The 13602-nt window shown below is 43.6% G+C and carries 12 protein-coding genes; 5 read left to right on the top strand and 7 right to left on the bottom strand.

Translation table 11 applies throughout. From position 1 onward, the window contains the following. Complete coding sequence (gene glgC, locus AB4405_RS11400) at positions 1-1218, bottom strand: glucose-1-phosphate adenylyltransferase (RefSeq protein WP_102471398.1); 1218 nt, start codon at positions 1216-1218, stop codon at positions 1-3. A 497-nt stretch (positions 1219-1715) separates the two neighbouring features. Next, entirely contained in the window at positions 1716-4349 is a 2634-nt protein-coding gene (gene topA, locus AB4405_RS11395) for a type I DNA topoisomerase (RefSeq protein ID WP_372060853.1), read from the bottom strand. A 334-nt stretch (positions 4350-4683) separates the two neighbouring features. On the opposite strand from topA, the gene AB4405_RS11390 reads away from it, so the two are divergent. Next, positions 4684-4929 carry a YciN family protein gene (locus AB4405_RS11390; protein WP_102471593.1) on the top strand — a complete coding sequence of 82 codons (246 nt, stop codon included), beginning with the start codon at positions 4684-4686 and terminating at the stop codon, positions 4927-4929. A 40-nt stretch (positions 4930-4969) separates the two neighbouring features. Here AB4405_RS11390 and aroA read toward each other — a convergent pair whose 3' ends face one another. Continuing rightward, entirely contained in the window at positions 4970-6250 is a 1281-nt protein-coding gene (aroA, locus tag AB4405_RS11385; protein ID WP_372060852.1) for a 3-phosphoshikimate 1-carboxyvinyltransferase, read from the bottom strand. A 222-nt stretch (positions 6251-6472) separates the two neighbouring features. Here aroA and aat point away from each other — a divergent pair, with 222 nt between their 5' ends. From aat to infA, 3 genes are all read left to right on the top strand, one after another. Beyond that, positions 6473-7219 (top strand): leucyl/phenylalanyl-tRNA--protein transferase, encoded by a 747-nt coding sequence (aat, locus tag AB4405_RS11380; RefSeq protein ID WP_372060851.1) that lies wholly within the window; start codon positions 6473-6475, stop codon positions 7217-7219. Continuing rightward, complete coding sequence (locus tag AB4405_RS11375; protein WP_372060850.1) at positions 7216-7914, top strand: arginyltransferase; 699 nt, start codon at positions 7216-7218, stop codon at positions 7912-7914. Before aat ends, AB4405_RS11375 begins: the two co-directional genes overlap by 4 nt. A gap of 81 nt (positions 7915-7995) precedes the next feature. Further along, a complete protein-coding gene (gene infA, locus AB4405_RS11370; RefSeq protein ID WP_005600159.1) occupies positions 7996-8214 on the top strand; it encodes a translation initiation factor IF-1 in 219 nt (72 codons plus the stop codon). Positions 8215-8376: 162 nt separating this feature from the next. On the opposite strand, the gene clpA is transcribed toward infA, so the two are convergent. Next, the gene (gene clpA, locus AB4405_RS11365) at positions 8377-10653 is read right to left on the bottom strand and encodes an ATP-dependent Clp protease ATP-binding subunit ClpA (RefSeq protein ID WP_102471393.1); all 2277 of its coding nucleotides are present in this window, start codon (positions 10651-10653) and stop codon (positions 8377-8379) included. A 41-nt stretch (positions 10654-10694) separates the two neighbouring features. Further along, complete coding sequence (gene clpS, locus AB4405_RS11360) at positions 10695-11015, bottom strand: ATP-dependent Clp protease adapter ClpS (protein WP_102471392.1); 321 nt, start codon at positions 11013-11015, stop codon at positions 10695-10697. Between the two features lie 546 nt (positions 11016-11561). Here clpS and cspD point away from each other — a divergent pair. After that, positions 11562-11783, top strand: coding sequence for a cold shock domain-containing protein CspD (gene cspD / locus AB4405_RS11355; protein WP_198593072.1), 222 nt, complete (start codon positions 11562-11564; stop codon positions 11781-11783). A 244-nt stretch (positions 11784-12027) separates the two neighbouring features. Here cspD and hisIE read toward each other — a convergent pair whose 3' ends face one another. Then, positions 12028-12654, bottom strand: a complete 627-nt coding sequence (hisIE, locus tag AB4405_RS11350) for a bifunctional phosphoribosyl-AMP cyclohydrolase/phosphoribosyl-ATP diphosphatase HisIE (RefSeq protein WP_102471390.1) — start codon at positions 12652-12654, stop codon at positions 12028-12030. Beyond that, positions 12651-13424, bottom strand: a complete 774-nt coding sequence (gene hisF, locus AB4405_RS11345; protein WP_102471389.1) for an imidazole glycerol phosphate synthase subunit HisF — start codon at positions 13422-13424, stop codon at positions 12651-12653. The genes hisIE and hisF overlap by 4 nt, the downstream gene beginning before the upstream one ends. Positions 13425-13602 lie beyond the last annotated feature (178 nt).

The following is a 13602-nucleotide window of genomic DNA, read 5'->3' as shown; positions in this document are numbered from 1 at the left end:
CTAGAATCCAACTTTTGTCCCTTTTTTGATGACAACAATGCCACCTGGAGACACGTGGAAGCGTTTCGCATCCAACTCTAGATCTTCACCAATCACTGTCCCAGGGGCAATCTCTACATTTTTATCGATAATTGCGTTCTTGATTGTACACCCTGCACCGATTTTTACATCACCTATGATGACCGATTCACTGATCTTAGTGCCTGCGGCAATATTACTTCGGTAACCGAGCACCGACTTATAAATGGAAGCACCTTGAATATAACTTCCTCCAGCAATTAAGCTGTCAGTCACTTTCACTTTACGGTCTTCTGCATCGATAAATGTGGCTGGTGGCAGTGGTGGATAAAAGGTATGTAGAGGCCATTTACGGTTGTACAATGAAAAATCAGGATCATGTTCAAGTAAATCCATATGAGCTGACCAGTACGAGTCAATCGAACCTACATCACGCCAATAAGTGGTTCCTTTTTCACCGCTGATTTTATTGGTTGAAAAGTCATAAACATAGACTTCACCTTCAGGAAACATCTTAGGGATAATGTCTTTACCAAAGTCATGGCTTGATTCGGTATTGTCCGCATCAAGCTTTAGCTCTGTACACAAAGTGTCGGCGTCAAAGATGTAGTTACCCATTGATATTAATGCCATATCAGGGTGGCCTGGAATCGATTTCGGGTTCGATGGTTTTTCTTCAAAGCCAATCATCTTGCCTGTTTCGTCCACTTCAATCACGCCAAACTCTGAGGCTTCTGACAATGGCATACGCAGTGCAGATACCGTCAGTTTTGCATCGACTCTTTTATGGAAATCGAGCATTTGGCGGATATCCATTTTATAGATATGGTCAGAGCCGAAGATGCACACTTGGTCTGGGGTAGACAGCTCAATAAAGCTAATATTCTGATAGATAGCATCCGCTGTACCTTCATACCAACGTTTACCATCACGCATTTGTGCAGGGATTGGGTCGATGAAGCGGTCTGTAATACCGGCAAGGTTCCAACCCTTTCTCATATGCTGATAAAGCGACTGAGATTTGAATTGCGTTAATACGTAGATACGCATTAGATCCGCATTGATAAAATTATTAAGGGCAAAATCGATTAAACGATAACTGCCTCCAAAAGGCACCGCAGGTTTCGTGCGAGATTCAGTTAAAGGACGAAGGCGAGACCCTTCGCCACCAGCAAGAATCATTCCTAATACACCAGCCATTATATTCTCCGTTTTATAGCGTTATCATTGTCGCCAGACTTGTCTCTTGGACGGGGGAGTCTGACTTTATTAGTCACGGATGATGATGTCGATGTTGGCATCGAACACTCAAACGTTGAATCTGTATATCAAAGTGCGCGATGCTAAAGGTAGTCGCACAAATAGAGTTTCTTAGAACCATAATCTGCGTATGGTTTCGTTCTAAATTATCGTGTTGAAAAAAGATTACAACCCAAAATATGTCATTATGCTTGATGGAACCTAATTGCATTTCAGCACTTGGCATTGGTCACAAAATATTACTGTTAAGTCACATTTTAAACACAATAGGTTAACAGCAGAGTCACCTTAACATACTTTATTGTTATAGATATACCAGCTTATGTTTTATAAAATAATCGATGATATACGGACTGTATCGCTACGTCTTGATCCCTAACCTACGTTTATTACGGACATAAAAAAACAGCACCCTAAGGTGCTGTTTTTATAGTTATCTACGCTTCTTTTTTGGGTTTCTTACGTTTATCCGTAATCTCCCACTTCCCGTCTACGAACAATCCGGTCCAACCTGATGGTTTACCATCTTCTTCGGAACGAACATAGTTCTCTTTCGTCTTACGGCTAAAACGAACAACAGCTGGACGGCCATCTGGGTCTGCTGCAGGCGCATCGGCTAAGTAATGGAACTTAGGCGAGATACGTTCTTTATACTGCGCAAGTTCACTGACAAGCGGCGCACGTGTTTCCCTTGATTTAGGGAAGTTACTCGCTGCCATGAACAAACCAGATGCTCCGTCACGTAACACGAAGTACGCATCTGAGTTTTCACAAGGTAGCTCAGGGAAATGAACCGGGTCTTCTTTAGGTGGCGCAACCTCACCGTTCCTAAGAATTTTACGAGTATTTTTACATTCCTCGTTCGTACAACCCATGTATTTTCCGAATCGGCCGTTTTTCAACACCATTTCAGAGCCACATTTGTCACATTCAACCGTTGGGCCATCATAACCCTTAACCTTGTACTCGCCATGCTCAACGACATAACCTTCACAATTCGGGTTATTACCGCATACATGAAGCTTACGCTTATCATCAATGAGGTAAGCATCCATCGCCGTTTCACAGATTGGGCAACGTTTCTTCGCTCGCAACGCGGCCGTTTCAACATCTTCTTCTAGAACGTTGACGACGCCCTCTTCATCACCAAGGTTGATCGTTGTTTTACAGCGCTCTTTGGGTGGTAAAGCATAACCAGAGCATCCCAAGAACACACCCGTCGATGCGGTACGTATACCCATTGGACGAGAACATGTCGGACACTCGATGTCGGTTTCGACGATATGGTTAGGCTTCATTCCTCCCGTATCTTCATCAAGCTCTGCTTTCTCAAGATCGGTGGTAAACTCATTAAAGAAGTCGTTAAGAACGCCTTTCCAACTGGTTTCACCTTCAGCGATTTGATCGAGCTTTTGCTCCATTCGAGCCGTAAAGTCATAGTTCATCAAATCATCAAAGCTGTAGTTCAGGCGATCGGTAACAATCTCTCCCATTTTCTCAGCATAGAAACGACGCTGTTCTACTTTTACGTAGCCACGGTCTTGAATGGTCGAGATAATCGATGCATACGTCGATGGGCGACCAATGCCTTTTTTCTCTAACTCTTTAACCAACGCAGCTTCAGTGAATCGAGCAGGCGGCTTGGTAAAGTGTTGCTTTGGATCCAAAGCGACTAAATCAAGCTTATCCCCTACTTTTACCGCAGGTAGAATCGCATCTTCGTTTTTACCCATTGGGCGTTGAACACGAGTCCAACCATCAAACTTAAGAATACGACCTTTCGCTTTCAGGGTGAAACCCTCTGCTTTGACGCTCACGGTTGTTGAGTCATATTTTGCAGGTGTCATTTGACACGCGACAAATTGGTTCCAAATCAGTGAGTACAGTTTATGAGCATCTGCTTCCATACCCTGTAAATCATCAACTTTGACCGTGACATCTGAAGGACGAATCGCTTCGTGCGCCTCTTGCGCCCCTTCTTTGCTTCCGTAGCGTAGAGCATTGTCCGGTAAGTACTCTGCGCCAAATTCACTGTTGATATAATCTCGCAGTGTATCGACAGCCTCTGAACTCAAGTTTGTTGAGTCGGTACGCATGTAGGTGATGTAACCACCTTCATAGAGACGCTGCGCCAACATCATGGTCTTTTTAACACCGTATCCAAGACGGGTACTCGCAGCCTGCTGAAGTGTTGACGTAATGTAAGGCGCCGATGGCTTACTCTGTGTTGGTCGGTCTTCTCGCTTACATACCTCATAAGCGGCCTTTTCCAACACGGATGTCGCTGCGCTTGCCTCGGTTTCATTCGTCGGCTTAAACGCTTTGCCATCTTTTTGGGCAACTAATAAACGGAAATCCGTGTTATTAGCTGTTTTCGTATCAGCGTGAATATCCCAAAACTCTTCAGGAATAAACGCGTTGATCTCGCGTTCTCTTTCAACCAATAGCTTAACGGCAACCGATTGGACACGACCTGCTGACAAGCCTCGAGCCACTTTTTTCCAAAGCAGCGGCGAGACCATAAAGCCAACAACACGGTCTAAGAATCGACGTGCCTGTTGTGCATTAACGCCATCCATATTGAGCTCGCCTGGAGTCTCAAAGGCTTGTTGGATTGCGTTTTTAGTAATTTCGTTAAAAACGACTCGTTTATATCGCTGTTCATCGCCACCGATGATCTCACGAAGGTGCCATGCGATAGCTTCTCCCTCGCGGTCCAAATCGGTTGCGAGATAAACGTAGTCTGCGTCTTTCGCTAATTTTTGGAGCTCAGCAACCACTTTTTCTTTGCCAGGCAAGATTTGGTAGTTTGCGTCCCAATCGCTGTATGGGTCGATACCCATTTTTTTAACGAGCGCTTTTTTATCTTTTATTTTTTTAATTCGTGCCTTTTCTTCGACACTTAAACCTTTGGTTGAGACTGCCGCTGCTTTTTTACCAGTACTTTGACCTGCGGTAGGTAAATCACGTACGTGACCCACACTCGACTTCACTACAAAGTCTTTACCTAGGTATTTGTTGATGGTTTTAGCCTTAGCGGGTGACTCCACTATAACCAGTGACTTTCCCATAATGACACTAACGTCCTATATCACATTGCGAGTATTAATCGCACGATGTTCGAAATTTATGCTTCTTTTTACTATTGAGCGAGAACAAAAGAAGATCAACCTGTTTTTTTACAATTGTATTCTAATCGCTCGACAAATGTCCGATCGAACCGAGTTTACACGTTGAAAGACTGGCGCCATACTAAACGCCATACCCTTGCTGTGACTAGTGTTGATAATCAAAATTTGTTTCTTATCACATAATACCCGGCATTCTAGGCCGCAACTTAGCACTTGCAAACCCCCTACACCTCAATACACTATCGGATATTAACTAATGATTGAGAGCGCTTATATGTCCGAGAAACAACCCATTTCCGAGTTTGATTTATTGCTAATCGCAAACCAAATAATTCAAGAGCATGACGACTATTTGGAAGGCATGCGTGCAGAGAGTGTAGAAGAAAAAGAAGAGGTTCTGGTTTTCAAGGGGCATTATTTTCTCGATGAGCAAGGATTACCAACGCCAAATACCACCGCCGTGTTCAACATGTTTAAGTACTTAGCTCACCATCTCTCTAAAGAATTCACCCTGAAATAATAAAGCGCCCTGAATGGGCGCTTTATTTAAATCATATTCGTTAGTGGCTCAATTCAGCCAATTTTTCGAAATAATCCGGGAATGTTTTCGATGTGCACTTAGGGTCATTAATCGTGACAGGTGTATGACTAAGCGCCACCAATGAAAAGCACATGGCCATCCTATGATCATCATAAGTGTCAATCGTCGCATGCGTCAATTTAGCCACAGGTTCGACAATGATATAGTCCTCCCCCTCTTCAACAACCGCCCCCACTTTTCTAAGCTCAGTGGCCATCGCAGCTAAGCGATCGGTTTCTTTAACACGCCAGTTATAAACGTTACGAATCACAGTCTTACCCGTTGCAAACAACGCGGTTGTTGCGATAGTCATGGCCGCATCGGGAATATGGTTGTAATCCATATCGATGCCAACAAGTTCGCCTCTACGACACGTAATATAATCCTCTCCCCATTCAATTTCCGCACCCATTTTTTCCAATGCGTCAGCAAAACGGATATCACCTTGAATGCTATTTTTACCGATACCTGTGACTTTAATTTCGCCACCTTTTATCGCTGCCGCCGCTAAAAAATAAGAGGCTGAAGACGCATCGCCTTCCACTAAAAATTGACCAGGAGAGCGGTATTGCTGCCCGCTTCTAATGACGAAGGTTTGATAATTATTATTCTCTACCACAACACCAAATTGCTGCATAATATGCAGTGTAATATCGATGTAAGGCTTAGAAACGAGTTCACCGTCAATTTCGATAGTAACGTCTGATTCAGCAAACGGCGCTGACATTAAAAATGCCGTAAGAAACTGACTAGAAATAGAGCCATCAATCGTCACTTTTCCACCTTTCAGACCGGTACCATACAGTTTTAGCGGTGGATAATTTTCGTTTTCTAGATACTCAACTCTTGCACCAGCCTGAGTCAATGCGTCAACCAAGTGTCCAATTGGGCGCTCTTTCATTCTTGGTTCGCCAGTTAGGACATACTCACCCTGCCCCAGACATAATGCTGCAGCAAGTGGACGCATCGCAGTACCTGCGTTGCCCAAGAATAATTCCGTCATTTGACTCACAGAAAAAGGGCGACCTAATCCGTTCACAACACACTGTTTTTTATCATCTGACAATTCATAGCTGACACCGAGCGCCGTTAATGCGTTCAACATGTGCTTGATGTCATCACTGTCCAAAAGATTGGTTAGTGTCGTCGTACCTTGAGCTAAAGCTGCCAACAGCAATGCGCGATTGGAAACACTTTTTGAACCAGGAAGGTTTACGGTTCCGGAGACTTTATTGATGGGTTGGAGTGTTAAACTTTCCATTAGCTGTATCTAATCCTTTACTGACATCGTATGTCCTGCAACGAATGTCATCGTCATTCTTCGTAAAAGCAGCGTACCCAAATTACACGGATAACACCAGCTTTTATCCGCTGAAACCGCCTACCTTTTGCGCAATCAGTACTAGCTAGCTAGTACTGATTGCGCGCGTATAACTTGCGAAAATAACGTATAATTACGGCAAGAGCATCTAAACTTATTATCATGACTATCTATCTACCTGAACTCGGCCCTGACTGCTTTGACTTTCCTTCTCCGTTTGAAGCACTGCAAGACCCAAATGGGTTACTCGCTTTTGGTGGCGATCTCAATCCACAAAGAATTTTAAATGCCTACCGTCATGGTGTGTTTCCATGGTTTGGGCCTAACGAACCTTTATTGTGGTGGAGCCCAGCCCCGCGAGCGGTGTTTGTCCCCACCCAATTCACACCGTCGCGAAGCCTGAAGAAATTTCAAAAAAAAGCGCAATATCGCATCACGATTAATGCAGCAACAGAACAGGTCATCAATTATTGTTCCAGCACCCGTCCTGCAGAAGAAACGTGGTTAAACCAAGACATGCGGCACGCCTACATTGCATTGTCTAAGCAGGGACATTGCCATTCAGTCGAGGTTTGGGACGAGGATACCTTGGTGGGTGGCCTTTATGGACTCTCCATCGGCACTTTGTTTTGTGGCGAGTCAATGTTTTCCCTAAAAACAAACGCATCCAAAATTGCACTTTGGTATTTTTGTCAGCATTTCATGCGTCATGGCGGCACACTCATTGACTGCCAAGTAATGAATCCTCACTTAGCGTCACTGGGGGCAATAGAATTGACGAGAGAAACGTTTATCGAAAATCTCCATCAACGTAGAGAAGTGGCAATGGACAAAGGCTGCTACCACCGTCAAGAAATCAAAGTCAGCCACTCAACGACGTCAATAAAACGTGAGGAAGCAAGCAAATGAATATGGCTTCACAGCAAATCCGTATTGGCTTAACGACCAATCAACCCTGTAGTTACCTCAAAGGCCAGGATGAACGAGTTGCCATCGTTTTAGAAAAATATTGCCATGACGAACAACACTTCGAGATGTTACTGGCTAACGGGTTTCGACGCAGTGGTGATGTGATTTATAAACCCCAATGCGATCACTGCCAAGCTTGTCAGGCACTTAGAGTCGCTATCCCTGATTTCAAACCAACAAAAAGCCAAAAACGCCTTTTGGCCAAGTCTAAGCACCTCTCCTGGAGGATTAATTCAGAGCTCGATGAAAACTGGTTTGAGCTTTATGCCAAATATATTAACGCTCGCCACACAAGTGGCAGTATGCACCCCCCTAAAAAAGAACAGTTCTTTGATTTTGCAAAATGTGGCTGGATGACAATGCACTTTTTGCATATTTATGACGGTGACACACTTGTGGGTGTTGCCATTACTGATATTTTAGAAAACAGTGCTAGTGCTTTTTACACCTTTTTTGACCCTGACATCTCGTTGTCCTTGGGAACGCTTGCCGTACTCTTTCAAGCACAATACTGCCAACAATATGATAAACAATGGCTATATTTGGGGTATCAAATCGACCAATGTTCCGCAATGAACTATAAAACCCGCTTCCAACGTCATCAAAGGCTAGTAAATCAGCGGTGGCAAGGGTAGAATACGCGACAACTTTACTTATAAAGATTTTGACGGCACAATGCAGACCGTTAAAAGCGCCACATTTCGAAAGAGGGTTCAATGGCTAAAGAAGACGTAATTGAGTTGCAAGGCACTGTTCTTGATACTCTACCAAACACAATGTTCCGTGTTGAACTAGAAAACGGTCACGTAGTTACAGCTCACATCTCTGGTAAGATGCGTAAAAACTACATCCGTATCCTTACTGGTGACAAAGTAACTGTAGAGATGACTCCATACGACCTATCTAAAGGTCGCATCGTCTTCCGTGCTCGTTAATCTCTAGGTTTAACCGATCACAAAAAAACGGAGCTTAGGCTCCGTTTTTTGTTTTTAGTAGTACCAGCCATCATCTTAGGTTTAGCGTAAGCAGCCCCAAGAATGGTTAAAAAAAACGTACGATAATTCGTACGTTTTTTTCCTTTGGCAAACGGATGCTAACTAGTGAAGAACTTCTTCTTTCGAGCCAATATACTCAAAGTCTAAGTCATCATCTTTTAGCGATACTCTTACCGTGCCACCATCTATAAGCGAGCCAAACAACAGCTCATTAGCCAACGGTTTCTTAAGTTTGTCTTGTACCACTCGTCCCATTGGACGCGCGCCCATCGTCTTGTCATAGCCTTTAAGAGCTAACCAATCACGCGCATCTGCAGAAACCTCTAAAGATACCCCTCGTGAGTCTAGTTGGGCCTGGAGCTCAACGATAAACTTATCGACCACTTGATGGATAACGGTATCGTCTAGACTATTAAACCAAATAATCCCATCAAGGCGGTTGCGGAATTCAGGTGTGAATACGCGCTTAATCGCTCCCATGGCATCTGGTTGGTGATCTTGTTGAATAAGACCAATCGATTTTTTCTCGGTCTCAGAAACGCCCGCATTACTTGTCATGACAAGAATAACATTTCGGAAATCGGCTTTACGGCCATTGTTATCCGTTAATGTACCGTTATCCATGACCTGCAACAGCAAGTTAAAAATATCCGGGTGCGCTTTTTCAATCTCATCCAATAAGACAACCGAATGCGGATGTTTAATCACTGAGTCTGTGAGCAGTCCGCCTTGGTCGTAGCCAACATAACCAGGAGGCGCACCAATCAAGCGACTAACTGAGTGACGCTCACCGTACTCAGACATATCAAACCTTAGCAGCTCGATACCCAGTAATTTGGACAACTGAACGGTAACTTCGGTTTTACCTACCCCTGTTGGGCCTGCAAATAAGAATGAACCGACTGGGCGATCATCATTACCTAAGCCCGCACGAGTCATCTTGATTGCTTCAGATAGAACATCGATAGCCTTATCTTGACCAAAGACAAGCATCTTCATTTTTTCATCTAGATTTTGAAGAATGTCTTTGTCCGATGAAGACACTGACTTTTCTGGAATACGGGCCATCTTCGCAACCATTGACTCGATATCGGCAACCCCGACGGTTTTCTTACGTCGGCTCGCTGGGACTAACCGGCTACGAGCCCCCGCTTCATCGATAACATCAATCGCTTTGTCAGGCAGATGACGCTCATTAATATATTTGGCCGAAAGCTCAACCGCGGCACGAAGTGCTTTGTTGGTATAACGAACCTCATGGTGCGCTTCATACTTTGGTTTCAAACCAATCAATATCTTAGTGGTATCGTCTAATGATGGTTCAACCACGTCAATTTTTTGGAAACGACGAGATAATGCTCGTTCTTTATCAAAGATATTACTGTATTCCTGGTAGGTCGTTGACCCAATACAACGTAGCTTACCGCTGCTCAGTAATGGCTTGATAAGGTTTGCTGCATCAACTTGCCCGCCAGAAGCGGCACCCGCGCCAATAATGGTATGGATTTCATCGATAAATAGAATGGCGTCATCTTCTTTCTCAAGTTGCTTCAATATGGCTTTAAAGCGTTTCTCGAAGTCCCCTCGATATTTAGTGCCGGCCAGCAAGGACCCAATATCTAAAGAATAAATAACACAATTTTCAATCACGTCAGGCACCAAGCCTTCAACGATTCTCCATGCCAGTCCTTCTGCGATAGCCGTTTTACCGACTCCAGCTTCGCCCACAAGCAATGGGTTATTTTTACGGCGACGACACAATACTTGTATGGTTCTTTCAAGCTCTTTGTCTCGACCAATAAGCGGGTCGATGTCACCATCTTTGGCGACTTGATTCAGGTTGGTCGCAAAATTTTCTAAGCGATCTTCACCATTTGCATCTTCAACGGGTTCACTTCCTCCGCCCAATGAGCCGCTTGTCGGTTCACTGTCTGACGCACCAGAGTTTTTGGTAATACCGTGAGAGATAAAATTAACGATATCTAAACGGCTAATATCGTTTTTCTTCAGCAAATAGGCAGCATGTGATTCCTGCTCACTAAATATGGCAACGAGCACATTGGCCCCTGTCACTTCGCTACGACCAGAAGATTGCACATGGAAAACAGCACGTTGCAACACTCGTTGGAAGCTTAGTGTTGGCTGTGTCTCACGGGTATCGTCGTTATCAGGAATTAACGGCGTAGTTTGGTCGATGAATGCGTCGAGCTCTTCACGCAGATTGTCGAGATTTGCGCTACAAGCCGTTAAAGCTTCTTTAGCAGAATCGTTTTCTAACAATGCTAAAAGGAGATGCTCTACGGTCATGAATTCATGTCTTTTGTCACGGGCACGAGCAAATGCGCCGTTGAGACTCGATTCTAATTCTTTATTCAGCATAAGTACCTCCTAAGGAATGACAACTGCCATTCATTCGAAAATTAGGCTTTTTCCATGGTACACAAAAGTGGATGTTCATTTTCCCTTGAATACATGGTCACTTGAGCAACTTTTGTTTCAGCGACTTCGGATGTATAGGTGCCACATACGGCTTTACCGTCATAATGTACCTGTAGCATCACTTGCGTCGCTTGATCTTCGTTGAGTGAAAAAAAGCGTTCCAAGATTTCTACAACAAAGTCCATCGGGGTGTAATCATCATTATTTAAAACAACGTGGTACATGCCCGGTGGCTTAACCTTAGTTTTTTCTTTCTCCAGTAAATCTGAGTCTGGAGTCACCCATTCAAAATTTTTACTCATGGCCAGAATGTTTGAGAGTTTTCGTTAATATTCAAAAGACTGTATAAACAACATCGTTACCTTACTGTTACAGAGGTACATTGTCGCTACACTCGAAAAGCATCTCTATATTAGAGACTAAGACACCAATTGTATCGCTGCAAACAAAACAATGCTATTAGTGTGTGTCACATATGAGCCAAGTAGAAAAAACATTTCCCCCTCCCCATTAAGAATACATCATCACGCCCTAAACTAAAGCCACCGTTTGCGACATTGTTAAAACCAAAGTGAATATGTTTAGAATATGTGGTTATTTATGTGACATTCTTATTGACTAAGTTTAATGATTGACTAAAGTGGTTATTTAGTGACTAAAATTTAACAAGTTTATCTTGATACTCTCCCTTGGGTAGGAATTTACTTACTGTGGATTTTTTATCCTAGCCGCGATGAGATAATGAAAAGAGCTTTGAAAATTTAAGTGACCGATAAGGAAGTGTCGACGGTGAAGTGGTAACCCGTGTCTTCGAACAACTTCAGAAAAATGCATGAGGGATGTATAGCATGGCTACAGGTACAGTAAAATGGTTTAACAATGCCAAGGGATTTGGATTCATTTGTCCAGAAGGTGGCGACAACGATATTTTTGCACATTATTCAACGATTCATATGGATGGTTACCGCACATTAAAAGCGGGACAACAAGTCAACTATGAAGTAGAAGAAGGGCCTAAAGGATACCATGCAAGTTCTGTGACCCCTGTGGACGGTGACATGGCCAAATAACGTTTAAGTTCACACTAATAAATATTTAATCGAAGACACGATGTTTCAACGATCTAATGGGTATCAACAATATATTAGGTATCAACAACCTAATTGCTCTGCGGCTTAAATGATTACCACTCATTTGTGCAATATAATGTTATACGGCTTACAATTTAGTTAAGTGATTTACCGCACTATCGACGTAGATTCCATAAAAAAACCCTCTGTAGAGGGTTTTTTTATGCTTTGTTTACTGAGTCAGCTATTTATGACGCTCTTTCAGTTTGTTAACAACGTCATTAAGTGATAAACCTTGGTCCTGCAGTAAAACAAGTAAATGGTAAATTAGATCGGCAGACTCACAGACTAATTCCGCCTTGTCACCCGACGTTGCCGCAAGCGCGACTTCAACGCCTTCTTCGCCAACTTTCTGCGATATACGCTTGGTGCCCCTAGCATAGAGGCTCGCGGTATAGGAGGAGTCAGGATCAGCATTTTTTCGGTCGGCGAGCAATTGCTCAAGCTGATGAAGCCACACCATTTGTGATTCTTCTTGTTGATCGGCGTCGAAACACGTTGTGGTCCCAGTGTGGCAGGTCGGTCCAATAGGGTCTACTTTCACCAATAGCGTGTCATTATCGCAATCTAACGCGATCGATTTTAGTTGAAGAACATTCCCAGATGTTTCCCCTTTGGTCCAAAGTCGTGCTTTTGTACGGGAGAAAAACGTGACTTGTTGAGTCTCAGTCGTTTTATCTAACGCATCTGGTGTCATGTAACCCATCATCAGCACTTGGCTTGACTGAAAGTCCTGAATGATCGCAGGGATCAGTCCATCTACTTTTTCCCAGTCAATACGTTCTTTTAATGCTGCAGCTGTATTACTCATAATCTGATCTCCACACCTTGACCAGCTAAATATTGCTTTAGCTCACCAATATTAATAATTTGCTTGTGGAAGACAGACGCGGCGAGCGCCCCATCCACGTTTGTTTCTTTATATACTTCAGAAAAGTGTTCCATCGCCCCAGCTCCGCCTGAAGCAATGAGAGGGACATGGCAAACTTCACGAACCATGTTGAGTTGAGTCAGATCGTACCCACTACGAACACCATCTTGGTTCATCATATTAAGAACGATCTCTCCAGCCCCACGTTTCTGCACTTCTTGCACCCAGTCGCGAGTTTCCCATTGTGTCGCTTTGGTTCGGTTTTCATCACCCGTAAACTGGTAGACCTGATATTTACCCGTCTCTTTATCAAAGTAGGAATCTATGCCCACCACGATGCACTGGACACCAAATTTGTCGGCTAATTCAGTAATCAACTCAGGATTTGCTAAAGCCGGAGAGTTAATTGAGACTTTATCAGCCCCGAACTCCAAAATGCGAGCAGCGTCCTCTGCAGACTTGATGCCACCAGCAACACAAAATGGGATATCAATTACTTCAGCGACTCGAGCAACCCAGCTTTTGTCAACAACACGGCCATCACTCGATGCGGTGATATCATAAAAAACCAGTTCATCTGCACCTTCCTCGGCATAACGAGCGGCAAGAGGGACAATATCGCCTATTACTTCATGGTTACGGAACTGGACACCCTTCACCACTTGACCATCTCGGACATCCAGACAAGGAATAATTCTTTTTGCTAGCACTACTTGCTCCCTACGGCATAAAACGGAGTTATCGTTCCCTTTTAACCTTCAAACCTTCACTTTCATGTGATTTAACACCGTCGCTTCACACCGATTAGAAGCAACTCTAATGCGAGTGTATTGTTCCACTTCAGTCATGTAACTAAATCGTACGTCAAAACACTATATAACAACCTTT

Origin of the sequence: Vibrio sp. 10N.261.51.F12 (assembly GCF_041471725.1) — a bacterium.
In the GTDB taxonomy this organism is placed as follows: domain Bacteria; phylum Pseudomonadota; class Gammaproteobacteria; order Enterobacterales; family Vibrionaceae; genus Vibrio.
This window is presented reverse-complemented; position numbering and strand designations above follow the sequence as displayed.